The sequence below is a fragment of the Pseudomonas sp. EA_15y_Pfl1_P101 genome (assembly GCF_963970835.1).
Taxonomy (GTDB): Bacteria; Pseudomonadota; Gammaproteobacteria; order Pseudomonadales; family Pseudomonadaceae; genus Aquipseudomonas; species Aquipseudomonas tritici.
In genome coordinates this window covers 165,765-191,735 of sequence record NZ_CAXAPA010000001.1, presented here as the reverse complement: position 1 = coordinate 191,735, position 25,971 = coordinate 165,765, and the positions used below count along the sequence as shown (strand labels likewise).

Here is a 25,971-nt window from a genome sequence, read left to right as displayed (position 1 = left end):
GCACACACGATCTGCTCGAAAACCGCCAGGTCGAGTGTTCCAATTTATTGCCAGCAGGTAGTAACAGACGCCTGAGGGAGGGTTGGCTCCCTCAGGACATAAGCTTAGTCAGGTATTAGATTTTTACGTCAGGCGCTGGCTTGTCGCTTGGGTTAGCGATCAGCTCCTTAACCTTGTCGCTCATCGGGAAGTTCAGGTTCAGGCCTTTTGGTGGGATCGGGCTCTCGAACCACTTGCTGTAGATCTTGTTGATCTCGCCGGATTTGTACAGGGCGACGATGGCGTCATCGACAGCCTTTTTGAAGGCCGGGTCGTCTTTACGCACCATGCAGGCATAGGCTTCAAAGGACTGTGGAGTACCGGTGATGACCCAGTCGTCCGGCTTCTTGGCCTTGGCTTCTTCACCGGCCAGCAGGGCGTCGTCCATCATGAAGGCAACGGCACGGCCGCTTTCCAGCATCTGGAAGGATTCGCCGTGGTCTTTGGCGGAGATGATGTTCATGCCCATTTGCTTGTCAGCGTTCATCGATTTGATGATGCGCTCGGACGTGGTGCCAGCGGTGGTCACGACGTTCTTGCCTTTCAGGTCAGCAAAGTCGGCGTAGCTCGGCTTGCCATCCTTGTCTTTCTTGACGAGCAGACGGGTGCCGATTTCGAAAATGTTGACGGTGAAATCAACTTGTTGGGCGCGTTCGGCATTGTTGGTGGTGGAGCCGCACTCGAGGTCCGCGGTGCCGTTCTGGATCAGCGGAATACGGGTTTGCGAAGTGACCAGGTTGTACTTGGCCTTCAGGTCGGGTTTGTTCAGGTCTTTTTTCAGTTGCTCTACGACGGCCAACTGAATGTCGTGGGAGTAGCCCACTGGTTTGCCCGAACCATCCGCGATGTAGGAAAACGGAATGGAGCTGTCGCGGTGAGCGAGAGTGATGGTGCCGGAGTCGTTGATCTTTTTCAGCGTGCCGGTGAGTTCGGCGGCGAAAACTGGAGTGCTGATCAGAGCAGCAGCGATAGCTGCGCCCAGAATATGGGGAACGATGCGCATCAATACTTCCTCGACATTTGTTTTTTTTATGAAGCCGGCTAAACGGCTCTCTTGTACAGCGAATGCCCGTGACGGCTCCTGAGGCGTCTCAGGCAATCGTCCAAGAGTGTAGAGCATGAGTCGTGCCAGACCAGCGTTAAAAGCTTAAAGCTTTGATTTTTATGAAAATTAACTTTATGTGTCGGAAAAAATCTTAGTTCTGGATCCGGCAAACCGAATAGGGTTGGCTGTCGCGTTCGGAAAACCGAATGCAAAACAAAGCCCCTGGACCTCACGGTGCAGGGGCTTTGTTCGTTATTGGCAGTCAGGCCGCTTCAATCTTGCTGCGGTTCTGCTCGACCTTGGACAGATAACGCTGCACGTTCTCCTGTTCTTGCGCAGTGGTGAACAGGCCCAGCTTGGTACGACGCCACAGTATGTCTTGAGCCTGGGTCACCCATTCTTCAGCACACAGGTAATCGACTTCTCGGGTATACAGGCCGCCACCCAGGTGCTCGCCCAGGTCAGCCATCGATTGCACGCCTTCCAGCAAGCGCCATGTGCGGCTGCCATAAGTAGTGGACCAACGGCGGGCGATTTCACTCGGCACCCAGTCGAATTTGCTGCGAATGGCTTCGGCCAAGGCTTCTGGCGTGGTCATGTCCTCGCCGCCAGGCAGGCTGGCCTTGGCGGTCCAGCTTGGGCGCATCTGGGTGAAATACGGCGCCAGTTGCGCCATCGCCGATTCGGCGAGCTTGCGATAGGTGGTCAGCTTACCGCCAAACACCGACAGGATCGGTGCCTCGCCCGTGCCGCCGGACAGCGCCAGCGTGTAGTCGCGGGTAATGGCCGACGGGTTGTCCGACTCGTCGTTGCACAGTGGGCGAACGCCAGAGTAAGTATGGAGGATGTCGTCGCGGCTCAGTTGCTTCTTGAAGTGTGCGTTGACCACCTGGAGCATGTAGTCGGTTTCACCTTCGGTGATCGCAACTGCAGCCGGGTCGCCCGTGTATTCGCGGTCGGTGGTGCCGATGATGGTCAGGTGGTTCAGGTACGGAATGGTGAAAACGATGCGCTGGTCTTCGTTCTGCAGGATGTGCGCGTGGGCACCTTCGTAGAGTTTCGGCACGATCAGGTGGCTGCCCTGGATCAAACGGATGCCGTAGGGCGAATCCAGTTTCAAGTCATCCTTGATGAACTTGGCCACCCATGGGCCAGCGGCGTTGACCAGTGCGCGGGCACGGATCGAGAACAGGCTGCCATCGGCGCGTTCCATGTTCATTTCCCACAGGCCCTTGCTGCGATGGGCGCTGACGCACCGGGTCTGGGTATGGATGTGCGCGCCTTTTTCGCGGGCGGCCATGGCGTTTAGGACGACAAGGCGGGCGTCATCGACCCAGCAATCGGAGTACTCGAAGCCTTTGGTAATTTCGCTTTTCAGTGGGCTGTCCGGGCCGAACTTGAGGCTTTTCGAGCCGGCGAGCTTTTCGCGCTTGCCGAGATTGTCGTACAGGAACAGGCCGGCGCGGATCATCCATGCCGGACGCAGGTGCGGGCGGTGCGGCAACACGAAACGCATCTGCTTGACGATGTGCGGGGCCTTGGCCAGCAGCACTTCGCGTTCGGCCAACGCTTCGCGCACCAGGCGGAACTCGTAATGTTCAAGGTAGCGCAGGCCACCGTGGATCAGCTTGCTGCTAGCGGAAGAGGTGTGGCTGGCCAGATCATCCTTTTCACAAAGGAAAACCGACAAACCGCGACCGGCTGCGTCTGCTGCAATGCCGACGCCATTGATTCCGCCGCCTATAACGGCAACGTCATAGACTTCGGCAAGCGGTGGAGCAGGCAAGGTAGAAGGGTTCATCGGCTGGCCTCGCGATCTTTTCGTATTGGAATTCGAACATTAATGTTCATTTGCGAAAATAGTAGCGGATAAACGCGCGCGCAGCCACCTGACTTCGATTGAAAAAACTCATCGAAGGGCGGGTAAAGGAAAATTTGTGAACATAACCGCTGATAGTTCCCACGCGGAGCGTGGGAACGAGAACCTAGACGACTTCCAACTGAACCTTATGCTCATTCAACAACTGCACCAGCGCCGGCACCGGCTGCTGATCGGTCACCAGACAATCCACCAGACTGATCGGCCCCAGGCGAATCATGGCGTTGCGCCCGAATTTGCTGGAGTCGGCCGCCAGGATGACCTTGCGCGCATTGGCGATAATTGCCTGGGAAACCCGCACTTCCTGGTAGTCAAAGTCGAGCAAGCTGCCATCTTCATCGATACCGCTGATACCCACCAAGGCAAAGTCGACCTTGAACTGGTTGATGAAGTCGACACTCGCCTGGCCCACCACGCCGCCGTCACGGCGCACATTACCGCCCGTCAACAGCACGTCGAAGTCGTCCTTGGCGCTGAGCATGGTGGCGACGTTGAGGTTGTTGGTGATGATTTTCAGGTGGTTGTGGTTGAGCAGCGCACGGGCGATGGATTCGGTAGTGGTGCCGATATTGATGAACAGCGAGGCGTGATCGGGGATTTGCGCCGCGATGGCTTCGCCGATGCGCTGTTTCTCGTCGCGCATCTGGTCGGCACGCATGGCGTACGCGGTGTTTTCGACACTGGAATCGTAGGCCGCGCCGCCGTGGTAGCGGCGCAGCAGATTGGCGTCCGCCAGTTGGTTGATATCGCGGCGGATGGTTTGCGGGGTGACAACGAATAGCTGCGCCATTTCCTCGATGCTGACATAGCCGCGTTCGCGGACCAGTTCGAGGATTTGTTGTTGGCGGGGAGGCAGATTCATGGGGCGTCCTTTGGGCTGCCATACAAAAGTGGCCCATGATGACGCAGGAATCCGCTCCCTGCCAGTTACAACCCTATATGGATCCGGCGCTTGGCTTATTCAGCGCCTTCGTGCGGTTCCCAGTCGCGGGTACGGCTTACCGCTTTTTGCCAGCCGGCGTAGAGCTTCTCCTTGGCGACTTCGTCCAACTGGGGTTCGAATTCGCGTTCGATCACCGCCTTGCCGCGCAATTCATCCAGGCTGCCCCAGAAGCCGCAGGCCAGGCCTGCCAGGTACGCGGCGCCCAATGCGGTGGTCTCGCGCATTTGCGGGCGCTCGACCTGGGTGCCGAGGATATCGGCCTGGAACTGCATCAGGAAGTTGTTGGCGACCGCGCCGCCGTCCACACGCAAGGCTTTGAGGCGTTCGCCCGAGTCTTGTTGCATGGCGTCAAGTACGTCGCGGGTCTGGTAGGCAATCGACTCCAGGGCCGCACGAATGATGTGATCCACGCGTACGCCGCGGGTCAGGCCAAACAGGGCGCCGCGGGCATACGGGTCCCAGTACGGCGCGCCCAGGCCGGTGAACGCCGGGACCAGGTACACGCCGTTGCTGTCCTTGACCTTGCTGGCGAAGTATTCGGTGTCGGTGGCATCGGCAATAATCTTCAGCTCGTCACGCAGCCATTGCACGGTGGAGCCGCCGTTGAACACGGCGCCTTCCAGGGCGTAGGCCACTTCGCCACGCGGGCCGCAGGCGATGGTGGTAAGCATGCCGTGCTGGGATTTCACCGCTTTGTCGCCGGTGTTCATCAGCAGGAAGCAGCCAGTGCCGTAGGTGTTCTTGGCCTGGCCTGCTTCAACGCACATCTGACCGAACAGTGCAGCCTGCTGGTCGCCGGCGATACCGCCGATAGCGATGCCGCTTTTGGTGCGGCCGTAGATTTCCGACGACGACTTCACTTCCGGCAGCATTTCGCGCGGCACGTCGAGGATCTCCAGCATCTTCGCATCCCACTCAAGGGTGTGGATGTTGAAAAGCATGGTGCGCGAGGCGTTGGTGTAGTCGGTGACGTGGGTTTTGCCGCCGGTAAATTTCCAGATCAGCCAGCTGTCGATGGTACCGAACAGCAGCTCGCCGTTGCGCGCACGCTCGCGGCTGCCTTCGACATTGTCGAGGATCCACTTGAGCTTGGTGCCGGAGAAGTACGGGTCGGTGACCAGGCCGGTGGCGTCATTAATGTATTGCTCATGGCCGTCGCGCTTGAGTTGCTGGCAAATCTCGGTGCTGCGGCGGCATTGCCAGACGATGGCGTTGTAGATTGGGCGACCGGTGACTTTGTCCCACACCACGGTGGTTTCACGCTGGTTGGTGATGCCGATGGCGGCGACCTGATCATGGTGCAGGCCGGCCTGGGCCAGGGCCTCGACCATCACCGCGCTCTGGGTGGCGAAGATTTCCATCGGGTCATGCTCGACCCAGCCCGGCTGTGGGTAGTGCTGAGTGAACTCACGCTGGGCGGTGCAGACCACGTTGGCGTCACGATCAAAGATGATCGCGCGGGAGCTGGTGGTGCCCTGGTCAAGGGCGATGATGTAGTTCTTATTCTGAATATCGGTCATGTCGAATGCCTTGGGAAATAAGAAAGTCGGTAGTCAGCCTGGCTGCAAAAGAGCAGGAGCGGCCAGGCTGGCGTGATCAGGAAATACGGGTTTTGCCGTTGACAGCCGTGTCAGGTGTTTCTTCAGCTATAGCAGGTGCGGCGCTTGGCAGGTGACGGGCAATCAGCCCGCGATACGCTGCAGCACCTAGGCATGCGCCAACAATCGGCGCGAAAATCGGTACCAGGAAGTAAGGAATATCGCGGCCACCGGTAAAGGCCATTTCACCCCAGCCGGCGAAAAAGGTCATCAGCTTGGGCCCGAAATCCCGCGCCGGGTTCATCGCGAAGCCGGTCAGCGGGCCCATGGCACTGCCGATCACGGCGATCAGCAGGCCGATCAGCAGCGGGGCCAGCGGGCCGCGTGGCAGGCCGTTGTTGTCATCGGTGAGGGCCATGATCACGCCCATCAGGATCGCGGTGATGACCATTTCCACCAGGAAGGCCTGGGCGGTGCTCAGTAGCGCATGGGGGTAGGTGGAAAACACCGACGCCAGTTCCAGGCTGGCTTGCGTGCCACGGACCATATGGTGGGTTTGTTCGTAATCGAAAAACAGGTTGCTGTAGAGGGTGTACACCAAGGCGGCCGAGCAGAAGGCGCCGGCGATCTGGGCGAGGATATAGAAGGGCAGTTTACGTTTGTCGAAGTCGGCGAAAATGCACAGGGCAATACTGACGGCGGGGTTCAGGTGCGCCCCGGAAATGCCGGCGCTCAGGTAGATCGCCATACTGACGCCCACCCCCCAGATGATACTGATCTCCCACAAGCCAAAGCTGGCACCCGCGACCTTGAGCGCAGCGACACATCCCGTACCGAAGAAGATAAGAAGCGCAGTCCCCAGGAACTCGGCCATACATTGGCTCGAAAGTGAAGGCTGTTGAAGAGCAGTTGTCATGGAAAACCTCAGTTGTTGTTCTTGTCTGGCGCACAACCTCAACGGGTTATTGCGCGATTTTCACCGTGGCAAGGATCCCCATCCCGGACACGGCTTACTGCTTGAATACTGCGGAGCTATTCCTACAGTATTCGGAAACGAAAAAATATAGACAAGAATGACCGCTGTCAAAGGTCGAAAGTGAACGGTCAGTCACTTTCAAACTATTGGTCTGGTGAATGATCACGCTTGTCATCTTGCGTGTGTACCTTAAAAGTGGGCGTACTAGAGCCTTTTGCGTGGGCTTGGCCTAGAATCGGCCATCTGTTTGCAATGCCCGGAGACACCATGACGCCTGCATTGGATTTGTTGAAAAAAGTTCGCGCCGAACATCGTATCCACAGTTACGAACATGACCCCAAGGCGGCTTCGTATGGGCTGGAGGCCGCGGAGAAGTTGGGCCTCGACCCGGCGCAGGTGTTCAAGACCTTGCTGGCGAGCAGTGAGAAAGGCGAATTGTTGGTGGCGGTGGTGCCGGTCGTCGGAAGTCTCGACCTGAAAGGGCTGGCGCACGCTGCCGGGGTGAAAAAAGTCGAAATGGCCGACCCGGCAGCGGCGCAGCGCTCTACGGGTTACTTGTTAGGCGGCATCAGCCCGCTGGGGCAGAAGAAGCGGTTGCGCACGTTTATCGATGTGACGGCGCAGCCGTTCGCGACCATTTTTGTGAGCGCGGGTAGAAGGGGGCTGGAAGTGGAATTGCCAGCGGCGGTGCTGGCTGAGCATACCCAGGCTAAATTCGCGCCGATTGGCCGAGCCTGAATCTATTTTGCAGCGCCTGAAGTCAAGCCGGTTTCGTCAGTTATTCAGTGCGCAGGGCTGTAGCGGCGTACGCCGGATTCGACTTTAGGGATTTGCGCCGCCGTACTCCCTGACGCCTGAAATAACACCAGATGCTCAGCCGCAACCCGAATCCCCACATCCGCTCCCACCTGATGGTCGGCGTGGCTGGGGAAAATCGACTCCAATTGCGCGCCCGTCGGAAGTTGCAGGCGGTACAAGATAGACGCCCCCAGGAACGTCTTGCCGACGATCTGCGCTTTCAGCGCGCTGTCTGGCGCGTAGACGATGTCATCCGGGCGCAGCAGCACATCCACCGCACCACCGGTAGGCCAGGTGTAGGCGCGGTTGCCGCGTAGCTCGCCGAGTTCGGTGCTCACGGATTCCGGCGAACTTAACTGGCCACGAATGAAGTAACCCTGGCCGATAAAGCTGGCGACATATGGTGTCTGCGGTTCGTGATAGAGGTTGTAGGGCGTGTCCCACTGCTCAAGGCGGCCCTCCTTGAAAACACCGACCTGGTCGCTGACCGCGAAGGCTTCTTCCTGATCATGGGTCACCAGAATCGCACTGGTGCCGCGTGCCTTGAGGATATCCCGCACCTCGTGGCTGAGCTTGCGTCGCAACTCGCCATCCAGGTTGGAGAAGGGTTCGTCCAGCAATAACAATGCCGGCTCCGGCGCCAAAGCACGGGCGAGAGCGACGCGTTGTTGCTGGCCGCCGGAAAGCTCATGAGGAAAGCGCTTGCCCAGGTTTTTCAGGTTCACCAGTTCCAGCAACTCAGCGACCACGCGGTCTTGTTGCGGGTGCTTGCGAATGCCGAAGGCGATGTTGTCAGCCACGCTGAGGTGAGGAAACAGTGCGTAGTCCTGGAACACCATGCCGATGCGGCGTTTCTCCGGCGCCAGAGTGAACCCGGCACTGGAGATCACTTCGCCCGCCAGGCTGATTTCACCCTCGTGCACCGGCTCAAACCCGGCAATGGCGCGCAACGTTGTGGTCTTGCCGCAGCCCGAAGAGCCTAACAGGCAACCGATATCGCCGGCATTCAGGTGCAGGTTGAGGTTCTGCACCACCCGTTGATCTTGATAGCCGCATGCCAGATTGCGTAGGTTCAGCAGTAATGGCTGGCTCATGCGTGGTGGTACGACGGCGGGACGAGGAACTCGAGCAGGGCTTTTTGCGCATGCAGGCGGTTCTCGGCCTGGTCCCAGGCGACCGAGCGCGGATCGTCAAGCAGGTCAAGGCTGATTTCTTCGCCACGGTGCGCCGGCAGGCAGTGCATGAACAACACGTCGGGCGCGGCCAGGTCGAGCAGGGCGCGGTTCACTTGATACGGGGCGAACTGGGCCAGGCGCTTGGTGGTTTCGTCTTCCTGGCCCATGGAGGTCCAGACGTCGGTGCTCACCAGGTGCGCGCCGATCGCCGCGTCACGCGGGTCGCGAACCAGGGTCACGCGGTCACCGGCCTGCGCCAGGAAGCGCGCATCAGGTTCATAGCCTTCCGGGCAGGCAACGCGCAATTGGAAGTCGAATTGGATCGCCGCTTCTATATAACTGTTGCACATGTTGTTGCCGTCGCCGATCCACGCCACGGTCTTGCCCTGAATCGAGCCACGGTGTTCGAGAAAGGTTTGCATGTCGGCCAGCAACTGGCACGGGTGCAGGTCATCGGACAGGCCGTTGATCACCGGTACGCGGGAGTTGGCGGAAAATTCGGTCACGGTACTGTGGGCAAAGGTACGGATCATCACGGCGTCGAGCATGCTCGACATCACCTTCGCGCTGTCGGCGACCGGCTCGCCACGCCCTAATTGGGTGTCGCGCGAGGACAAGAAGATGGCCTGGCCACCCAGTTGAATCATGCCGGCTTCGAAAGACACGCGGGTGCGGGTTGATGACTTCTCGAAAATCATCCCGAGCACGCGGTTTTTCAAAGGCTCGAACAGTACGCCGCGGTTACGCAGGTCTTTAAGCTCAATGCCTCGACGGATCACGCTGACCAGCTCTTCGGGCGTGCAATCCATCAGGGAGAGAAAGTGCCTTGCGCTCATCATTAACTACCTTTTTGCAACAGACCGCAGATACTCAAAGCCTTGTTTATTGTGACAACGGGCGAGACCTGCGGCGAAAGCCGCACGGGGCGACGAAATAGGGGAAGGCGCGATCTTATAATTAAATGTCGCGTCTTACCAATAGGGCTACGGTTTTAAAGGGCGTTCAAGCAGGGCGCCAAGGCGCTTTTGAAGATGAATTCCAGACAGCAGCGGGCCATTTGTACACTGGCGTAGCAACCTTTTGCAATGCGCGGGGGCGGCTGCAGGCCAGGCTGTGTCGGTTTCAGGGCGAGCGTGTGAGGTTTCTGAAACATTTGCTCATGCTTAGCCATGGCCTGGCCTGATGCTTGTCGATTCACGAGGCGAACGTTGGTGGCGCGCTTGCCGGTCGCGCCCCATAGTTGGACCAAAGCCCTTATAAGAGACTGGCGATGACCAAGACTCTCCACCACCGTGCCTGCCATCTGTGTGAAGCCATCTGCGGCCTGACGCTGGAAACCACCCGAGCCGACGACGGCAACTTGGTGATCACCTCGATCAAGGGCGATGCCCAGGACAGTTTCAGTCGTGGGCATATCTGCCCCAAGGCCGTAGCGCTGCAGGATATCCAGAATGATCCTGACCGCCTGCACCAGCCCATGTTGCGGGTAGGTAGCGAATGGCAGCCGATCGCGTGGGACGAGGCTTTCGCGCTCGTAGCCGAACGGCTGGCGGGCATTCAGGCGCGTCACGGGCAGAATGCGGTGGCGGTGTATCAGGGCAACCCCAGCGTGCACAACTATGGGCTGATGACCCACAGCAACTACTTCCTCGGCCTGTTGAAGACGCGTAATCGGTTTTCCGCGACCTCGGTCGACCAACTGCCCCATCACCTCACCAGCTATCTCATGTACGGCCACGGCCTGTTGCTGCCGATCCCGGACATTGATCACACCGACTTCATGCTGATCCTGGGCGGCAACCCACTGGCGTCCAATGGCAGCATCATGACGGTGCCCGACGTGGAAAAGCGCCTCAAGGCGATCCAGGCGCGGGGCGGTAAAGTGGTGGTGGTCGACCCACGGCGCAGCGAGACGGCGGCGATGGCTGATCAGCATCTGTTTGTGCGCCCAGGCGGTGATGCGGCGCTGTTGTTCGGGGTGCTCAACACCTTGTTTACCGAGAACCTGACCCGCGACAGCCATTTGCCGGTTGAAGGCCTGGAGGATGTACGCCGCGTGATCGCCGGGTTTACCGCCGAGGCCATGAGTCGTCAGTGTGCGGTGCCTGCCGAGCAGATCCGCCAACTGGCACGGGACTTTGCCGCAGCGGATAAAGCGGTGTGCTACGGGCGCATGGGCGTATCAACCCAGGCGTTCGGCACGCTGTGCCACTGGCTGGTGCAACTGATCAACCTGGTGACTGGCAATCTCGACCGTGTGGGTGGCGCCTTGTGCACGACGCCCGCAGTGGATCTGGTGGCGTCGACCGGTGGCGGGCATTTCAATCGCTGGCAGAGCCGGGTTTCCGGGCGTCCGGAGTACGGTGGCGAGTTGCCGGTGTCGGCCCTGGCGGAAGAAATGCTCACTGAAGGCGAAGGACAAATCCGCGCGTTAGTGACAGTGGCCGGTAATCCGGTGTTGTCGACCCCTAATGGGCGGCAATTGGAGCAAGCCTTGGAAGGCTTGGAGTTCATGGTCAGCGTCGACCTCTATATCAACGAGACCACGCGGTATGCCGATTTGATTCTGCCGTCCACGTCAGCGTTGGAAAACGATCACTACGACACGACCTTCAATATGTTTGCGGTGCGTAACGTCACCCGTTTCAACCCGGCGATCTTGCCCAAACCCGAGGGTGCGCTGCATGACTGGGAAATCTTCGTCGGGCTGGCCAAGGCCTTTGCGGCTCAGACCGGTGCCACACTCAAGCCGACGATGCCGCCGGCGCAGATGATCGATTTCGGGCTGCGCGCGGGCGCGTACGGTGATGGCTCCAGCCACAAATTATCGGTGGCGATGCTGGCCGACCATCCCCATGGCGTGGACCTTGGGCCGCTTCAGCCCAACCTTGCCGCGCGTCTGAAAACCGTTGATGGCAAGGTGCAGGCGGCGCCGGCAGTTATCCTCGCCGACCTGGTGCGGTTTGCCGCGCAGCCGGGGCCTGTGGTCGACGAACTGTTGCTGATCGGCCGTCGCCATGTGCGCAGCAATAATTCCTGGATGCATAACTATCACCGGCTGGTGAAGGGCAAGCCGCGTCATCAATTGCTGATGCATCCTGACGACCTGGCCAGCCGGCGTTTACTGGATGGCCAGCGGGTGCGGGTGAGTTCTAGGATTGGCATGATCGAGGTGGAAGTTGTCTCCAGCCTGGACATGATGCCTGGTGTCGTCAGCCTGCCCCACGGCTGGGGCCATGGTCGCCCGGGCGTCCAGATGGGCATCGCCAGCGCGCAACCCGGAGCGAGCGCGAATGACCTGACCGACGAACGGCAATTGGACGAGTTGTCGGGCAATGCCGCTCTCAATGGCGTTCCGGTCCAGGTAGCAGCCGCCTGAGCACCGCGCTGGAATTTTGCGTTACAATGCGCCACCGTGCCGACCTGTGAGTCGCAAAGTTCCAGCCGAGGTGTTCCATGGATATCATCGAAACGATCAAAGAGCAGATTGCTGCCAACACCATTCTGCTTTACATGAAGGGCGCGCCAAACGCTCCTCAGTGCGGTTTCTCCGCGAAGGCGTCGCAGGCCATCATGGCGTGTGGCGAGAAATTCGCTTACGTGGATATCCTGCAAAACCCTGAAATCCGCGCCAACCTGCCGAAGTACGCCAACTGGCCTACGTTCCCACAACTGTGGGTCGCCGGTGAGCTGGTCGGCGGTAGCGATATCATCACTGAAATGGCCGCAGACGGTTCGTTGCAGGCGCTGATCAAAGAGGCAGCGGTGAACGCCGCGGCCAAGGCTGACGCCTGATCTGCAGGAGCCGGCTTGCCGGCGATTGGCCCCACAGCCTGGCGTCGTACTTTCGGACGCTATCGCTGGCAAGCAGCTCCTGCAATCTGCCGTTCAATAAAAAGCCCCGCTTCTCGTAAGAGAGCGGGGCTTTTTTGTACCTGTTACCTGAGGGTTATTCACCCATCTGCGATTGCAGGTAGTTTTCCAGGCTGACTTTGTCGATCAGGCCCAGTTGGGTTTCCAGCCAGTCGATATGTTCTTCCTGGTCTTCTAGGATATCTTCCAGCAGTTCACGGCTACCGTAGTCGCCGGTCAGTTCGCAGTGAGCAATGGCGGCCTTGAGGTCGCTGTGGCTCTTGCGCTCAAAACCAAGGTCGCTGCTGATCATTTCCTGGGTGTGTTCGCCGATGTTCAGCTTGCCCAGGTCCTGCACGTTCGGCAGGCCTTCCAGGAACAGGATGCGTTTGATCAGCGCGTCAGCGTCCTTCATGGCCTTGATCGATTCTTTGTATTCACGCTTGCCCAGCTTTTCCAGGCCCCAATCGTCGTACATACGCGCATGCAGAAAATACTGATTGATCGCGACCAGTTCATTGGCAAGGATTTTGTTGAGTTGCTGGATGACTGAGATGTCGCCTTTCATGACTGGGGTCCTGCCCTGTAATAGCTGTATATAGAGCGGAGTTTGAGCGGCGCAATCCCTAGTGTCAAACCTAAGTTATTGAATAATAAATGAAAATTAATCGGAATAAGAATGTTTGTGTTCCGCGTCTTGGCGCTAACTAATTGAATTCCGGGCATAAAAAAACCGAACACTAAGTCCGGTTCTTTAAAACACGCCAAATCAGGCGTGTGTAAATTCTGCTGAATAGGGGAGCGCGGCCTGGGCTGTCTGCAGCTGCGTCAGGGTTTCCCGTACCACTTGCTTGGCGAGGCAAGCACATTTGCCACACTGGCTGGCCACACCGGTGGTTTCACGTACTTCCTTGTAGCTGCAGCAACCTTCGTAGATTGCTTCGCGGATTTTTCCGTCGGTGACGCCAGTACAGAGGCACACATACATAAGGGAGAACCATCGCGGGTTAAGGCTTAAGTGCGATGGATCTTAATGTTAACGAGAATGATTGTCAAAGTAGATTCGTCGGTTATTTGCTGGCATCGCGCCCGCACTGACGAACGGTTTTTTCAGTGTATGATGGCCGGTCTTCACGAAGCGTGACTGCGTCACAGGGCTGTCGCTTATAAACGGCAGACTCAGGGCCGGTCCTTTTACTTCAATCGTCACCCTTACATCAGGAGATACCCAATGAGCGTACTCGTCGGCAAACAAGCCCCGGATTTCGACGTTCCAGCCGTTCTCGGCAATGGCGAAATCGTTGACAGCTTCAAACTGTCTGAAGCCATCAAAGGCAAATATGGCCTGGTATTCTTCTACCCGCTGGACTTCACCTTCGTCTGCCCTTCGGAGCTGATTGCTCTGGACCACCGCATGGACGACTTCAAGGCGCGCAACGTTGAAGTGGTAGCCGTTTCCATCGACTCCCATTTCACCCACAACGCCTGGCGCAACACCGCCATCAACGATGGCGGCATCGGCAAAGTCAAATACACCATGGCTGCCGACATGAAGCACGACATCGCCAAGGCCTACGACGTTGAGTCCGAAGGCGGCGTAGCGTTCCGTGGCGCATTCCTGATCGATGACAAGGGCGTTGTTCGTTCCCAGATCATCAACGACCTGCCACTGGGCCGTAACATGGAAGAGCTGATCCGCCTGGTCGACGCACTGCAATTCCACGAAGAGCATGGCGAAGTCTGCCCTGCCAACTGGAAAAAAGGCGACAAAGGCATGAATGCTTCGCCAGAAGGCGTTGCGGCTTACCTGACCGAGAACGCTGGCAAGCTGTAAGCCAGTTTCACGGTGAAAAAAACCGGCCTGAGAAGGCCGGTTTTTTTATACGCGGGAAACGGCTGTAGTGAGATTTCAGTCGTTGAAGTCTTCCCAGCCGCCCATCTGCTTCCAGCGGTTGACGATGCCGCAGAACAGTTCGGCGGTTTTCTCGGTGTCGTAGCGGGCCGAATGGGCCTCACGCCCGTCAAAGTCGATACCGGCTGCCTGGCAGGCTTTTGCCAACACCGTCTGGCCATAAGCCAGGCCGGCGAGGGTCGCGGTGTCAAAGCTGGAGAACGGGTGGAACGGGTTGCGCTTCATGTCCAACCGCGTCACGGCGGCGTTCAGGAAGCCCAGGTCGAAGCTACTGTTATGGCCGACCAGAATCGCGCGCTTGCAGCCATTGGCCTTCAACGCCTTGCGCACGCCGCGGAAGATATCGGTCAGCGCCGCTTCTTCACTCACCGCCATGCGCAGTGGGTGATCGAGCTTGATCCCGGTGAACTCCAGGGCGGCCGCTTCGATGTTGGCACCTTCGAACGGCTCGACACGGAAGAAGTGGGTGTGTTCCGCGAACACAAAACCCTGTTCATCCATGCCGATGGTGGTCGCGGCGATTTCCAGCAGCGCGTCGGTGGCGCAATTGAAACCACCGGTTTCTACGTCGATGACTACTGGCAGATAACCGCGAAACCGCTCGGCCATCGGGTGACGGGAACCGCCACCACTGTGCTCATGTTCGTCGTCGTAATGGTCTTCACTCACTTGCTTTCCTCCAGCAGGCGCCAGCGCAGTGTTTCACCGGCGCGCAGCGGGATAACAGTCAGCTCGCCAAACGGCAGGCTGGCAGGGACGGTCCAGTCTTCACGAACCAGGGTAATGCGGTCGGTATTTACCGGCAGGCCGTAGAAGCGCGGGCCGTTGAGGCTGGCGAACGCTTCGAGCTTGTCCAGCGCGTTGCGCTGTTCGAACGCCTCGGCGTAAAGCTCGATGGCAGCGTATGCGGTGTAGCAACCGGCACAGCCGCACGCCGCTTCTTTGGCGTGCTGGGCGTGTGGGGCGGAATCGGTGCCGAGGAAGAACTTCGGGTTGCCGCTGGTCGCAGCATCCAGCAAGGCCACCTGGTGGGTGTTGCGCTTGAGGATCGGCAGGCAATAGAAGTGCGGCCGAATCCCGCCCACCAACATGTGGTTGCGGTTGTACAGCAGGTGATGCGCAGTGATGGTCGCGCCGACGTTGCCCGAGGCCTCGGTGACGAACTGCACAGCATCGGCGGTGGTGATGTGCTCGAACACGACCTTCAGGGTCGGGAACAGCTCGACCACACGGCGCATGTGTTCGTCGATGAAGATCTTCTCGCGGTCGAACACGTCCACGTCGCCACGGGTGACTTCACCGTGGATCAACAGCGGCATGCCGACTTCGGCCATGGCTTCGATGGCTGGCAGGATCTTGTCGATACTGGTCACGCCGGAGTCGGAGTTGGTGGTCGCGCCCGCCGGGTACAGCTTGGCGGCGTGCACGAAACCGCTGGCCTTGGCCTCGCGAATTTCTTCGGGCTGGGTGCGGTCGGTGAGATAAAGCACCATCAACGGTTCGAAGCGGCTGCCGGCCGGCCGTGCAGCGAGGATTCGCTGTCGATAGGCATCGGCTTGCTCGGCGTTACGCACCGGAGGTACCAGGTTAGGCATGATGATGGCGCGGCCAAAGGTACGCGCTACATCGGCCACGGTGTGGGGTAACGCAGCACCATCGCGAAGATGAATATGCCAGTCGTCGGGACGCAGCAGGGTCAGGCGGTCGGACATTGGGGATTCCAGGCGGGTCAATCTGGTGGGAATGCTACCGGAAAAGACTCTTGCAGGCACTCGCTATCAAGTTTTGCAGGAGGCAACCGATAGCCTTTCGTATGCCTTATCGATGTATGACGCTTTGAAGTGTTGTAGAAACCAGTGGAGCCTCCCGTGCGCCAGCATTATCTAGCCCTGCTCAGTGTGTTCGCCAGCCTGCCTGCGGTGGCCCTCACGTTCCAGACACGTCTGGAGAATATTGAGTGGAAGGTAGAAGGGGACCAGTTCGAGTGCCGCCTGACCCAGCCGATCACCGACTTCGGTTCGGGTGAGTTCGTGCGCCGGGCTGGCGAGCAGGCGACGTTTCGTCTCAAAGCCTATAACGGCTCGCTGGGTGGGGGCTCGGCCACGTTGCTGGCCGCCGCCGCCCCTTGGCAGCCGGGGCGAGGTGATATCAACCTCGGCGCCGTGCGTGCCGGCAGTGGCGACGTGTTGTTCAACAGCTCCCAGGCCCAGGCTGGGCGCTTGTTCAATGGCTTGCTGGAAGGGCGTAGCCCGACCGTTCGCCATTACGGACGTGAAGGCGGCTACTCGGAAATCCGCCTGTTGCCGGTCAAATTCAACAAGGCTTACAACGACTACCAGGTGTGTACTACCAAGCTGTTGCCGATGAATTACGATCAGGTCAAACAGACCGAAGTCGGATTCCCAGGTGGCGGCATTGAGCTGGACGCGGCGGCCAAGAAGAAACTCGACGTGATTCTCGCGTTCCTGAAAGCCGACCCCACCGTCAACCACATAGAGCTCAATGGCCATTCGGACAATAGTGGCAACCGCCTGACCAACCGTGATGTCTCGCGCCGCCGCGCCTTGGCGGTGATGGACTACTTCAAGGCCAATGGCATCCAGGAATCCCAGGTCACCCTGCGCTTTCATGGCGAAAGCTACCCGCTGGCGCCCAATACCAATGCGGCTAACCGGGCGCGCAACCGTCGGGTCAATATCCAGCTGGAGCGCGTGGCAGCCCCCGAGAAACCGGCGCCCCAGGCAGCCGGCCCGAGCAACCCTGCGCACACGTCATGAAGTGGCGGCATAAGGTGCGACCATCGGTCGCTCGCTCGACATAATCTGTCGCTTTATCTTCATTTGCTGTCGCGCCCCTGTAAATTCACGGTTTTGATCGGTAGAATCGATGCCTTTCCGTACAACCCCGTGGAGTGATGGCATGGCCGACGTAAACAAGGTCGTTCTCGCGTATTCCGGCGGCCTGGACACTTCGGTGATCCTCAAGTGGCTGCAGGATACTTATAACTGTGAAGTGGTGACCTTCACCGCTGACCTGGGTCAGGGCGAAGAGGTCGAACCTGCACGTGCCAAGGCGCAAGCCATGGGCGTGAAAGAGATCTACATTGATGACCTGCGCGAAGAATTCGTCCGCGATTTCGTTTTCCCGATGTTTCGCGCCAACACTGTCTACGAAGGCGAGTACCTGCTGGGTACTTCCATCGCACGTCCGCTGATCGCCAAGCGCCTGATCGAAATCGCCAACGAAACCGGCGCCGACGCCATTTCCCATGGTGCTACCGGCAAGGGCAACGACCAGGTGCGTTTCGAACTGGGCGCCTATGCGCTCAAGCCTGGCGTGAAAGTGATTGCTCCTTGGCGTGAATGGGACCTGCTGTCCCGTGAAAAGCTGATGGATTACGCTGAAAAGCACGCGATCCCGATCGAGCGTCATGGCAAGAAGAAGTCCCCGTACTCGATGGACGCCAACTTGCTGCACATCTCCTATGAAGGCGGCGTGCTGGAAGACACTTGGACCGAACACGAAGAAGACATGTGGAAATGGACCGTCTCCCCAGAGAACGCTCCTGACAAAGCCCAATACCTGGAACTGACCTACCGCAACGGCGACATCGTCGCGCTGGACGGCGTCGAAATGACCCCGGCCACCGTACTGGCGACCCTGAACCGTATCGGTGGCGAACACGGCATCGGCCGTCTCGACATCGTCGAGAACCGCTACGTGGGCATGAAGTCCCGTGGCTGCTACGAAACCCCGGGTGGCACCATCATGCTGCGTGCCCACCGCGCCATCGAGTCCATCACCCTGGACCGCGAAGTGGCTCACCTCAAAGACGAGTTGATGCCCAAGTACGCCAGCCTGATCTACACCGGCTACTGGTGGAGCCCTGAGCGTCTGCTGCTGCAACAAATGATCGACGCTTCCCAGGCCCATGTGAACGGCGTTGTGCGCCTGAAGCTGTACAAGGGCAATGTGATTGTGACCGGTCGCAAGTCCGATGACTCGCTGTTCGACGCCAACATCGCCACTTTCGAAGAAGACGGCGGCGCCTACAACCAGGCGGACGCAGCAGGCTTTATCAAGTTGAATGCATTGCGCATGCGCATTGCGGCCAACAAAGGTCGCTCGTTGTTCTAAGTTTGCGTGCGCTGTGAAGAATGGCCCCTTGTACAAGGGGCCATTTTTTTTGCCTAGGGTTTTGTCGGCTCTTGGAGTGTTTATAGCGCTTAAACATGTGTTGATGTTTTTTTGCCGAGGTCTCTCACAAGTGATGGTCTTGAATGAACTGTCGTTGAAAGTTTGTAGGGGGAATGAATTTTTTACATCTGCGTAGGAACTGGTCTTACAGAAAATTCACTCATGTAAGTGCCGTGAATATATAAAACGCAGAATGGTCTGTAGGAAATATGGAAGTAAGTGGATATGTTGAATGGAACTAAATCGACCCGTTTTTTCTTGCCGGTTTCCTCGGCGGCGGGCCAGAGGCAAGGGGCATTTCCTGAGAGTTGCGTGTGGCGCGTTTACCCTGTCCCCCATACGCCATGGATATTTCGCTCAAAGTATGTAAGTCCCCGGAAAGTTCTGAAAGGATCCATAAAACTGGATACATCTGAGACGGCGTTTTTTTGTAGGGCAATTCCTTTATCGCTGTGGGTTGGGTCTCTGCTTGCTAATGCTTGGGGGGGAATGCTATGCCAACTAGTAAACGACTAGGCTATTGTGCTTGCTCTAAATAATTCGAACAGCGAAATTGGACTTTCTCATGAATAAAGTGCTGATCGTGGATGATCATCCCGTCATTCGTCTTGCTGTGCGTATGCTAATGGAACGTCATGGTTATGAGGTCGTTGCCGAGACCGATAACGGTGTCGATGCGTTGCAACTTGCGCGAGAGCATATGCCGGACATTGTCATACTGGATATTGGGATCCCCAAACTTGATGGCCTGGAAGTTATTTGCCGGCTTTCCTCTACCAAACAACCCGCGCCGTTCAAGGTGTTGGTGCTTACGTCCCAGGCCCCTGGCCATTTCTCCATGCGCTGCATGCAGGCGGGGGCTGCCGGCTACGTGTGCAAGCAACAGGACCTGACCGAGCTGCTGAGTGCGATCAAGGCGGTCTTGTCGGGCTACAGCTACTTCCCGAATCAGGCGCTCAACTCGGTACGCTCCACCATGGGTAATGCCAGTGAGGCTGATATGGTCGAGCGCCTGTCGGGACGGGAAATGATGGTATTGCAGCAGTTGGCCAGGGGTCGAACCAACAAGGAGATCGCCGACGGTATGTTCCTCAGCAACAAGACCGTCAGCACCTACAAGACACGTTTGCTGCTCAAGCTGAACGCACGCTCCCTCGTAGACCTGATTGAACTGGCCCAGCGCAACGGCTTGGTATAGAAGAGGGCAGTGCACCACGTATTGCTTGGATAAACGGCAGAAAAAAGCCTCCGTGAGGGAGGCTTCCGGCCGTCGACCGCTCGATTAGAGATCGAAGTCGTAATCGGCCAGCTGTTTTTGCAAGCGTCGTTCTTCCAGAAGGTTGTCGATGGTGCGGCGTTTGCTCAAATTGGTCTTGGCGACCTCTGCCACTGGTGCCTCGACCACATCGTCATCCGATTCAACGAGGTCGTCTTCCACTTCCAGTTGTTCTTTGCCAGTGCTCATAAGGTTCACTCCGGGCTAAGACTGCCGTTGGCGCCCCTTATAACGATAATCCATGATCCGGTAAAAAAGATTTTTTCAATCGACTGATTGAGAAAAGCAATGATCCCTCAATCGTCGGACGTCTTTTCCTTGTATTCGCACAAGTCTTCGATGCGACAGCTGCCGCAGCGTGGCTTGCGAGCCTGACAAACATAGCGCCCGTGAAGGATCAGCCAGTGGTGGGAGTCCAGCAGATAGGGCTTGGGCACGAACTTCATCAGCTGCTTTTCCACCTCCACCACGTTCTTCCCGCGGGCTATACCGGTGCGGTTGCTGACCCGGAATATGTGGGTGTCCACGGCCATGGCCAGTTGCCGGAATGCGGTGTTGAGCACCACGTTAGCGGTCTTACGGCCAACGCCCGGCAGGTCTTCCAGTTCCTCACGGGTTTGCGGCACTTGGCTGCCATGCCGCTCGACCAGCAGGCGGCATGTCTCGATAACGTTCTTGGCTTTGCTGTTGTACAGGCCAATGGTCTTGATGTACTCCGATAACCCGTCCACACCCAGGGCATACATCGCTTCCGGCGTGTTCGCCACGGGATACAGCTTCGCCGTGGCCTTGTTGACGCCGACGTCGGTGGATTGTGCCGACAGGATCACCGCAATCAGCAACTCGAACGGCGTGGTGTAAGCCAGTTCGGTCTTGGGTTCCGGATTGTCTTCGTGAAGCCTGCGGAAAATTTCCAGGCGTTTTGCGGCGTTCATGGGGTGGGGCGTTCCTAGGAGTCGGTCGGCGGGATTGTAGCAATACACACAGCAGGTTTTTGCGGATCAGATCTTGCCATGGGCATCCACTTGGCGCTGCGCCTCATCGAGGTTGTGTTGTGCCTCGGCCATTTGCTGCGAGTCGGCGTTCAGGTCCTGGGCTTTCTTCAATGCCGCACGGCGCATCGCCAGCTGGATTTTGGCGCGTTTCAGGTCGGCGATATTCATGGTCGTACCGACGGCCTTCGATGCGGTGCCCGGTTCCAGGGTCGCCAGCGCTTGTTCTGCCGCTTCGTACTGCTGCTGCAGGACGATCAACTGCGACTGTTGTTCATAGGTTGGCGGGTGACCGAAAGCCTTCAAGGATTTATGCAGTTGGGCGCGACTCATTGCGACCGTGATTTTAGCTTTTTTGATCGCCGCATCCTGCGCGGTACCGACCTCTACAGGTAAAGCCGGTACTGGGCGTTTGACCCGAGCCAGGCGTTCGGCGAGTTTTTGCGATTCTTCCCGCTGCAGCCGCGCATTGCGTTGTTCATAACGCCGTCTTGCGCGATCGCGCTTGAGCCCTCGTTCATGGCGTTGCTGATCATTGGCGGCCAGGCCGCCGACAATTGGCAATACGGTGGCTGTCGGGCGCATTTCAATGCAGTCTACAGGGCATGGTGCAACGCAGAGGTCGCAACCGGTGCACTCGTCGATGAGCACGGTGTGCATCAGCTTGGCAGCGCCAACAATGGCATCCACCGGGCAGGCTTGGATGCATTTGGTACAGCCGATGCACTCGGCCTCGCGAATATAGGCGATCTGGGCCGCAGCTTCCCCACGGCTCGTATCCAGTTCCAGCACGGGCACACGCAGTAGTTGCGCAAGGCCAGCAATGGTCTCCTGTCCGCCAGGCGGGCACTTGTTAATCGCCTCGCCTTGAGCAATACCCTCGGCGTAAGGTGTGCAGCCGGGATGCCCGCATTTGCCGCACTGGGTTTGCGGCAGCAGCGCGTCGATACGTTTAATCAGATTCATGGGGTTATCATTGGCATGCCATTGAGCGAACGGGTGCGTTGTGGATTTGTAGGCGCCCGGCAAGCCGGGCTCCTACAGTAGACCTAATTCGCTTGCAGCAGGCCCATAGGCTTACTTGATCCGTTGACCCGGCTTGGCGCCGCTGTCAGGGCTCAGCAGGTAGATCTCTTCGCCGCCAGGGCCGGCCGCCATGACCATGCCTTCGGAAATACCGAACTTCATTTTCCGTGGCTTGAGGTTGGCGATCATCATGGTCAGGCGACCGTCGAGCTTGGACGGGTCTGGATAAGCGCTCTTGATCCCGGAGAACACATTGCGTTGCTCGTCACCGATGTCCAGTGTGAGGCGCAGCAACTTGTCGGCGCCTTCCACGGCTTCAGCCTTGACGATCAGCGCGACACGCAGGTCCACGGCAGCGAAGGCATCAAAGTCGATTTCCGGCGAGATCGGGTCTTTGGCCAGCTCACCGTTGCCGGCTGGCGCAGCCGAGCCGGTGTCGGTCTGGCTGGCGACCAGGTCTTCTTTCGAAGCGTCGGTCATGGCCTGGACTTTAACCGGGTCGATACGGGTCATCAGGGGCTTGAACTCGTTCAACTGATGGTTGCTGAGCAGGCTGGCGTGATCATTCCAGGTCAGCGGCGCCACATTGAGGAACGCCTCGGCATCCGCGGCCAACAATGGCAGCACCGGCTTGAGGAAAATCACCAGTTGGCGGAACAGGTTGATGCCCGTGGCGCAGATCGCCTGGACTTCTGCCTGTTTGCCTTCCTGCTTGTTCAGCGACCACGGCGCCTTGTCGGCGATCCACGCGTTGGCGCGGTCGGCCAGGCCCATGATCTCGCGCATCGCGCGGGCAAAGTCGCGGGCTTCATAGGCGTCGGCGATGCTTGGCGCAGCGGCCAGGAACGCTTCCGTCAGTTCCGGCGCGGCGTTCTCGGCCACCAGTACACCGGCGTTACCCTTGTGGATAAACCCGGCGCAACGGCTGGCGATGTTGACGACCTTGCCGACCAGGTCCGAGTTGACCTTCTGTACGAAGTCTTCCAGGTTCAGGTCGAGGTCATCGACGCCACGGCCCAGCTTGGAGGCGTAGTAGTAGCGCAGGTATTCCGGCGACAGGTGGTCCAGGTAGGTGCGCGCCTTGATAAAGGTGCCACGGGACTTGGACATCTTCTGGCCATTGACCGTCAGGTAGCCGTGCACCGCGATGCCGGTTGGCTTGCGGTAGCCCGAACCTTCAAGCATCGCCGGCCAGAACAGGGCGTGGAAGTTGACGATATCCTTGCCGATGAAGTGGTACAGCTCGGCGGTGGAATCCTTGGCCCAGAAGGCATCGAAGTCCAGCTCAGGCGTGCGATCACACAGGTTCTTGAAGCTGGCCATGTAGCCGATCGGCGCGTCCAGCCACACATAGAAGTACTTGCCCGGCTCGCCCGGGATCTCGAAGCCGAAGTACGGCGCGTCGCGGGAGATGTCCCACTGCTGCAAGCCGGCATCCAGCCATTCGGCGATCTTGTTGGCGACGGCGTCCTGCAGCGTGCCGCTGCGCGTCCAGGTTTGCAGCATCTGCTGGAAATCCGGGAGCTTGAAGAAGAAGTGCTGGGAATCCTTGAGCACCGGCGTGGCGCCGGAGATCGCCGACTTCGGATCCTTCAAGTCAGTCGGTGCATAAGTAGCACCGCATTTTTCGCAGTTGTCACCGTACTGGTCTTCGGTGCCGCATTTCGGGCAGGTGCCCTTGATGAAGCGGTCGGCCAGGAACATTTTCTTTTCCGGATCGAAATACTGCGTGATCGAACGCTGGGCAATGTGTCCGGCGTCTTTCAAGCGCAGGTAGATCTGGCTCGACAGCTCGCGGTTTTCGTCGGAGTGGGTTGAGTGGAAGTTGTCGAAATCCACCAGGAACTCGGCAAAGTCGGCGCTGTGTTCAGCCTGCACGTTGGCGATCAGTTGTTCCGGGGTGATGCCTTCCTTTTCGGCGCGCAACATGATGGCCGAACCGTGGGCGTCGTCCGCGCAGACATAAATGCATTGGTTGCCGCGATGCTTCTGGAAGCGCACCCACATATCGGTCTGGATGTACTCAAGCATATGGCCAAGATGGATCGAACCATTGGCATAGGGCAGGGCGCTGGTGACGAGAATCTTGCGTGGCTCGGACATGGGGCTCGGCTACTTGATGAAACGGAGGTCGGCCACTATAAAGCGCCGGGAAATATATTTCACCCCGTGGCGCCGTTTCAGAATCTTCCGAACCTGCGAAAGCATGCCGTTGGGCGGCTGGAACGGTTAGGATAGCCGCCTGTTTCAGTCAGTCTTTTTTCGGGAGTAGCCCATGAGCGCCGTCAATCGCGCAGCGGTGGAAGCCGTTCTTCGCCAGTACACCGACCCCTATTTGAACCAGGACCCGGTCAGCTCCGGCTGTGTGCGCGCCGTCGAAGTCCGCGGCGACCAGGTGTCGGTCCAGTTGGAATTGGGCTATGCCGCAGGCCTTTTCAAGAGCGGTTGGGCGCAGATGCTGCAAATGGCCATCGAAGGCCTGGACGGCGTACGGTCGGCCAAGGTCGACATTCAATGCGTGATCGCCGCGCACAAGGCCCAGGCGCAGATTCCGGGCCTGGCCAACGTCAAGAACGTTGTCGCCGTGGCGTCCGGCAAGGGCGGCGTGGGTAAGTCCACTACGGCGGCCAACCTGGCGCTGGCCCTGGCTCGTGAAGGTGCGCGCGTGGGCATTCTCGACGCCGATATCTATGGCCCTAGCCAAGGTGTGATGTTCGGCATTACCGAAGGCACTCGGCCGAAGGTCAAGGACCAGAAGTGGTTCGTGCCTATCGAATCCTTGGGCGTGGAAGTGATGTCCATGGCTTTCCTCACCGATGACAACACGCCGATGGTCTGGCGCGGGCCGATGGTTTCCGGCGCGTTGCTGCAACTGGTCACCCAGACCGCTTGGGGTGATCTGGATTACCTGGTGATCGACATGCCGCCAGGCACCGGCGATATCCAGCTAACCCTGGCGCAGAAAGTCCCGGTGGCCGGCGCGGTGATTGTCACCACCCCCCAGGACCTAGCGCTGCTCGACGCGAAAAAAGGCGTGGAGATGTTCCGCAAGGTCAATATCCCGGTGCTGGGCGTGGTTGAGAACATGGCGGTGCATATCTGCTCCAACTGCGGCCACGCCGAGCATCTGTTTGGTGAGGGCGGTGGCGAGAAACTGGCGACTCAATACGGTGTGGAGCTGTTGGCCTCGTTGCCGCTGTCAATGCTGATCCGTGAGCAGGCGGACGGCGGCAAGCCCACCGTAGTAGCCGAACCGGATAGCCCGGTCGCCATGATCTATCAGGAACTCGCACGTCACGTCGGCGCGCGAATCGTCCTGCAGGAAGCAGCAGCACCGGCCATGCCGACTATTACCGTCAGCGACGACTGAGGGTGATGCAGGGAAAAGGCCTCGACCCTGTCGGGGCTTTCTCATGTCTGGAGGGCGGTCAAGCGGTGGCGGTTACGCATTTACGCAATTGGTCGTGTAAGCATTTACTTACTTTTTCGTAAGCGATTGGTTTTTTTACCCGTCTTGTGCGGCCCAGTTCTTCGAGAGCTTTCTCTATCTGATTGAAATATAACAATTAATTATTTCATGGTGCCCGCGAGAGCCTGCCAGCCAATGGGTTAGATGCCGTTGAACTTTCTTTGGAACTCTCTAACATCAGCCCTGTGTCCACGGATTGGCACAGCCATCAAGGAACGATGGTTGAAGGAACGTCGCAGGATGCGACTCATCAGGATGATGAAAAGGAATAAAGGGACTAGGGAAAAAATGTGGGCGGGTCATACCGCCCCTTTTTTTTGTCTGTAGAAAAGTGAAACCCGCCATCCAGAAACGCAAAAAGGCCCGCAAGGGGCCTTTTAGGGGGGCGACGCTATTAGCGTTCGAGCTCTGCAATCTTACCTTTTTTGCCATCCCACTCCGCTGCGTCCGGCATCGGGTCCTTGCGCTCAGTGATGTTCGGCCAGATTTCCGCCAGCTCGACGTTCAACTGAATAAATTGCTGCATCTCTGCCGGGACTTCATCCTCGGAGAAAATAGCGACGGCCGGGCATTCAGGCTCACACAGGGCGCAATCGATGCACTCATCCGGGTGGATAACCAGGAAATTCGGGCCTTCGTAGAAGCAGTCCACCGGACACACTTCTACGCAGTCGGTGTACTTGCACTTGATGCAGTTGTCGGTGACGACGAAGGTCATTTCTAATTTTCTCCTCAGGCGGCGGCAGCGAAACCCCTTATGGCGGGGTTCGCGAGGTTCGGGAGCGATAATCTGCAGGCCAGGCTAAACGCCCGCAGCATCCCAAACCGCGCGAGATAATATCAGCTTGCAAGCG

At 58.4% G+C, this 25,971-nt stretch carries 24 protein-coding genes; 8 read left to right on the top strand and 16 right to left on the bottom strand.

The features are described from left to right. Nucleotides 1-115 precede the first annotated feature (115 nt). The 5 genes from AACY36_RS00940 to AACY36_RS00920 all read right to left on the bottom strand — a co-directional run bounded on the left by AACY36_RS00940 (nt 116) and on the right by AACY36_RS00920 (nt 6,360). On the bottom strand, nt 116-1,042 hold the full coding sequence (locus AACY36_RS00940; RefSeq protein ID WP_339417842.1) for a glutamate/aspartate ABC transporter substrate-binding protein: 927 nt from the start codon (nt 1,040-1,042) through the stop codon (nt 116-118). A gap of 304 nt (nt 1,043-1,346) precedes the next feature. Next, complete coding sequence (gene glpD, locus AACY36_RS00935) at nt 1,347-2,885, bottom strand: glycerol-3-phosphate dehydrogenase (protein WP_339427112.1); 1,539 nt, start codon at nt 2,883-2,885, stop codon at nt 1,347-1,349. A gap of 184 nt (nt 2,886-3,069) precedes the next feature. Beyond that, the gene (locus AACY36_RS00930) at nt 3,070-3,825 is read right to left on the bottom strand and encodes a DeoR/GlpR family transcriptional regulator (protein WP_339417845.1); all 756 of its coding nucleotides are present in this window, start codon (nt 3,823-3,825) and stop codon (nt 3,070-3,072) included. 95 nt (nt 3,826-3,920) lie between these two features. Next, complete coding sequence (glpK, locus tag AACY36_RS00925) at nt 3,921-5,426, bottom strand: glycerol kinase GlpK (RefSeq protein WP_339417846.1); 1,506 nt, start codon at nt 5,424-5,426, stop codon at nt 3,921-3,923. Nucleotides 5,427-5,502: 76 nt separating this feature from the next. Next, nucleotides 5,503-6,360 carry an MIP/aquaporin family protein gene (locus AACY36_RS00920; RefSeq protein WP_049709757.1) on the bottom strand — a complete coding sequence of 286 codons (858 nt, stop codon included), beginning with the start codon at nt 6,358-6,360 and terminating at the stop codon, nt 5,503-5,505. A 327-nt stretch (nt 6,361-6,687) separates the two neighbouring features. Here AACY36_RS00920 and ybaK point away from each other — a divergent pair, with 327 nt between their 5' ends. Beyond that, the gene (gene ybaK, locus AACY36_RS00915; protein WP_049709756.1) at nt 6,688-7,158 is read left to right on the top strand and encodes a Cys-tRNA(Pro) deacylase; all 471 of its coding nucleotides are present in this window, start codon (nt 6,688-6,690) and stop codon (nt 7,156-7,158) included. Between the two features lie 44 nt (nt 7,159-7,202). Here the strand turns inward: ybaK and AACY36_RS00910 are convergent, their stop codons facing one another. Both AACY36_RS00910 and argF read right to left on the bottom strand, forming a co-directional pair. Further along, nucleotides 7,203-8,312, bottom strand: coding sequence for an ABC transporter ATP-binding protein (locus tag AACY36_RS00910; RefSeq protein ID WP_339496682.1), 1,110 nt, complete (start codon nt 8,310-8,312; stop codon nt 7,203-7,205). Further along, entirely contained in the window at nt 8,309-9,229 is a 921-nt protein-coding gene (argF, locus tag AACY36_RS00905; RefSeq protein WP_339496680.1) for an ornithine carbamoyltransferase, read from the bottom strand. Before argF ends, AACY36_RS00910 begins: the two co-directional genes overlap by 4 nt. A 434-nt stretch (nt 9,230-9,663) precedes the next feature. Here argF and AACY36_RS00900 point away from each other — a divergent pair, with 434 nt between their 5' ends. Continuing rightward, nucleotides 9,664-11,772, top strand: a complete 2,109-nt coding sequence (locus AACY36_RS00900; RefSeq protein ID WP_339417851.1) for a molybdopterin oxidoreductase family protein — start codon at nt 9,664-9,666, stop codon at nt 11,770-11,772. A gap of 77 nt (nt 11,773-11,849) precedes the next feature. Next, the gene (gene grxD / locus AACY36_RS00895) at nt 11,850-12,188 is read left to right on the top strand and encodes a Grx4 family monothiol glutaredoxin (RefSeq protein ID WP_339417852.1); all 339 of its coding nucleotides are present in this window, start codon (nt 11,850-11,852) and stop codon (nt 12,186-12,188) included. A gap of 154 nt (nt 12,189-12,342) precedes the next feature. Here grxD and bfr read toward each other — a convergent pair whose 3' ends face one another. Further along, nucleotides 12,343-12,813 (bottom strand): bacterioferritin, encoded by a 471-nt coding sequence (gene bfr / locus AACY36_RS00890; RefSeq protein WP_065872518.1) that lies wholly within the window; start codon nt 12,811-12,813, stop codon nt 12,343-12,345. A 201-nt stretch (nt 12,814-13,014) separates the two neighbouring features. Then, complete coding sequence (locus AACY36_RS00885; protein ID WP_339418292.1) at nt 13,015-13,233, bottom strand: bacterioferritin-associated ferredoxin; 219 nt, start codon at nt 13,231-13,233, stop codon at nt 13,015-13,017. 243 nt (nt 13,234-13,476) lie between these two features. On the opposite strand from AACY36_RS00885, the gene AACY36_RS00880 reads away from it, so the two are divergent. Continuing rightward, nucleotides 13,477-14,079 carry a peroxiredoxin gene (locus tag AACY36_RS00880; RefSeq protein ID WP_003172097.1) on the top strand — a complete coding sequence of 201 codons (603 nt, stop codon included), beginning with the start codon at nt 13,477-13,479 and terminating at the stop codon, nt 14,077-14,079. Between the two features lie 75 nt (nt 14,080-14,154). On the opposite strand, the gene rnt is transcribed toward AACY36_RS00880, so the two are convergent. Both rnt and pyrC read right to left on the bottom strand, forming a co-directional pair. Beyond that, complete coding sequence (gene rnt, locus AACY36_RS00875) at nt 14,155-14,826, bottom strand: ribonuclease T (RefSeq protein ID WP_339418291.1); 672 nt, start codon at nt 14,824-14,826, stop codon at nt 14,155-14,157. Then, nucleotides 14,823-15,869 carry a dihydroorotase gene (pyrC, locus tag AACY36_RS00870; protein WP_339418290.1) on the bottom strand — a complete coding sequence of 349 codons (1,047 nt, stop codon included), beginning with the start codon at nt 15,867-15,869 and terminating at the stop codon, nt 14,823-14,825. Before pyrC ends, rnt begins: the two co-directional genes overlap by 4 nt. Nucleotides 15,870-16,025: 156 nt before the next feature. Between pyrC and AACY36_RS00865 the strand changes: the two genes are divergently transcribed. From AACY36_RS00865 to AACY36_RS00855, 3 genes are all read left to right on the top strand, one after another. After that, nucleotides 16,026-16,934 carry a flagellar protein MotY gene (locus tag AACY36_RS00865; RefSeq protein WP_339496679.1) on the top strand — a complete coding sequence of 303 codons (909 nt, stop codon included), beginning with the start codon at nt 16,026-16,028 and terminating at the stop codon, nt 16,932-16,934. Between the two features lie 142 nt (nt 16,935-17,076). Beyond that, entirely contained in the window at nt 17,077-18,294 is a 1,218-nt protein-coding gene (locus tag AACY36_RS00860; RefSeq protein ID WP_339418288.1) for an argininosuccinate synthase, read from the top strand. A 625-nt stretch (nt 18,295-18,919) separates the two neighbouring features. Further along, on the top strand, nt 18,920-19,552 hold the full coding sequence (locus AACY36_RS00855; RefSeq protein WP_010212736.1) for a response regulator transcription factor: 633 nt from the start codon (nt 18,920-18,922) through the stop codon (nt 19,550-19,552). 84 nt (nt 19,553-19,636) lie between these two features. On the opposite strand, the gene AACY36_RS00850 is transcribed toward AACY36_RS00855, so the two are convergent. The 4 genes from AACY36_RS00850 to metG all read right to left on the bottom strand — a co-directional run bounded on the left by AACY36_RS00850 (nt 19,637) and on the right by metG (nt 23,751). Next, nucleotides 19,637-19,819 (bottom strand): PA3496 family putative envelope integrity protein, encoded by a 183-nt coding sequence (locus tag AACY36_RS00850; RefSeq protein ID WP_049709748.1) that lies wholly within the window; start codon nt 19,817-19,819, stop codon nt 19,637-19,639. Between the two features lie 107 nt (nt 19,820-19,926). After that, on the bottom strand, nt 19,927-20,565 hold the full coding sequence (gene nth, locus AACY36_RS00845; protein WP_339418284.1) for an endonuclease III: 639 nt from the start codon (nt 20,563-20,565) through the stop codon (nt 19,927-19,929). A 66-nt stretch (nt 20,566-20,631) separates the two neighbouring features. Continuing rightward, nucleotides 20,632-21,651, bottom strand: coding sequence for an electron transport complex subunit RsxB (gene rsxB / locus AACY36_RS00840; protein WP_339418283.1), 1,020 nt, complete (start codon nt 21,649-21,651; stop codon nt 20,632-20,634). Between the two features lie 48 nt (nt 21,652-21,699). Beyond that, complete coding sequence (gene metG / locus AACY36_RS00835) at nt 21,700-23,751, bottom strand: methionine--tRNA ligase (RefSeq protein ID WP_339418281.1); 2,052 nt, start codon at nt 23,749-23,751, stop codon at nt 21,700-21,702. Between the two features lie 172 nt (nt 23,752-23,923). Here metG and apbC point away from each other — a divergent pair, with 172 nt between their 5' ends. Continuing rightward, the gene (gene apbC, locus AACY36_RS00830) at nt 23,924-25,018 is read left to right on the top strand and encodes an iron-sulfur cluster carrier protein ApbC (RefSeq protein WP_339418279.1); all 1,095 of its coding nucleotides are present in this window, start codon (nt 23,924-23,926) and stop codon (nt 25,016-25,018) included. A gap of 493 nt (nt 25,019-25,511) precedes the next feature. Here the strand turns inward: apbC and fdxA are convergent, their stop codons facing one another. Beyond that, on the bottom strand, nt 25,512-25,835 hold the full coding sequence (gene fdxA, locus AACY36_RS00825) for a ferredoxin FdxA (RefSeq protein ID WP_065872510.1): 324 nt from the start codon (nt 25,833-25,835) through the stop codon (nt 25,512-25,514). Nucleotides 25,836-25,971: the final 136 nt, after the last annotated feature.

Excerpts from the sequence above, each read along its gene's own strand:
- AACY36_RS00940 (WP_339417842.1), bottom strand. The coding sequence starts at position 1,042 with ATGCGCATCGTTCCCCATATTCTGGGCGCAGCTATCGCTGCTGCTCTG.
- glpD (WP_339427112.1), bottom strand. The coding sequence starts at position 2,885 with ATGAACCCTTCTACCTTGCCTGCTCCACCGCTTGCCGAAGTCTATGAC.
- AACY36_RS00930 (WP_339417845.1), bottom strand. The coding sequence starts at position 3,825 with ATGAATCTGCCTCCCCGCCAACAACAAATCCTCGAACTGGTCCGCGAA.
- glpK (WP_339417846.1), bottom strand. The coding sequence starts at position 5,426 with ATGACCGATATTCAGAATAAGAACTACATCATCGCCCTTGACCAGGGC.
- AACY36_RS00920 (WP_049709757.1), bottom strand. The coding sequence starts at position 6,360 with ATGACAACTGCTCTTCAACAGCCTTCACTTTCGAGCCAATGTATGGCC.
- ybaK (WP_049709756.1), top strand. The coding sequence starts at position 6,688 with ATGACGCCTGCATTGGATTTGTTGAAAAAAGTTCGCGCCGAACATCGT.
- AACY36_RS00910 (WP_339496682.1), bottom strand. The coding sequence starts at position 8,312 with ATGAGCCAGCCATTACTGCTGAACCTACGCAATCTGGCATGCGGCTAT.
- argF (WP_339496680.1), bottom strand. The coding sequence starts at position 9,229 with ATGAGCGCAAGGCACTTTCTCTCCCTGATGGATTGCACGCCCGAAGAG.
- AACY36_RS00900 (WP_339417851.1), top strand. The coding sequence starts at position 9,664 with ATGACCAAGACTCTCCACCACCGTGCCTGCCATCTGTGTGAAGCCATC.
- grxD (WP_339417852.1), top strand. The coding sequence starts at position 11,850 with ATGGATATCATCGAAACGATCAAAGAGCAGATTGCTGCCAACACCATT.
- bfr (WP_065872518.1), bottom strand. The coding sequence starts at position 12,813 with ATGAAAGGCGACATCTCAGTCATCCAGCAACTCAACAAAATCCTTGCC.
- AACY36_RS00885 (WP_339418292.1), bottom strand. The coding sequence starts at position 13,233 with ATGTATGTGTGCCTCTGTACTGGCGTCACCGACGGAAAAATCCGCGAA.
- AACY36_RS00880 (WP_003172097.1), top strand. The coding sequence starts at position 13,477 with ATGAGCGTACTCGTCGGCAAACAAGCCCCGGATTTCGACGTTCCAGCC.
- pyrC (WP_339418290.1), bottom strand. The coding sequence starts at position 15,869 with ATGTCCGACCGCCTGACCCTGCTGCGTCCCGACGACTGGCATATTCAT.
- AACY36_RS00860 (WP_339418288.1), top strand. The coding sequence starts at position 17,077 with ATGGCCGACGTAAACAAGGTCGTTCTCGCGTATTCCGGCGGCCTGGAC.
- AACY36_RS00855 (WP_010212736.1), top strand. The coding sequence starts at position 18,920 with ATGAATAAAGTGCTGATCGTGGATGATCATCCCGTCATTCGTCTTGCT.
- AACY36_RS00850 (WP_049709748.1), bottom strand. The coding sequence starts at position 19,819 with ATGAGCACTGGCAAAGAACAACTGGAAGTGGAAGACGACCTCGTTGAA.
- nth (WP_339418284.1), bottom strand. The coding sequence starts at position 20,565 with ATGAACGCCGCAAAACGCCTGGAAATTTTCCGCAGGCTTCACGAAGAC.
- metG (WP_339418281.1), bottom strand. The coding sequence starts at position 23,751 with ATGTCCGAGCCACGCAAGATTCTCGTCACCAGCGCCCTGCCCTATGCC.
- apbC (WP_339418279.1), top strand. The coding sequence starts at position 23,924 with ATGAGCGCCGTCAATCGCGCAGCGGTGGAAGCCGTTCTTCGCCAGTAC.
- fdxA (WP_065872510.1), bottom strand. The coding sequence starts at position 25,835 with ATGACCTTCGTCGTCACCGACAACTGCATCAAGTGCAAGTACACCGAC.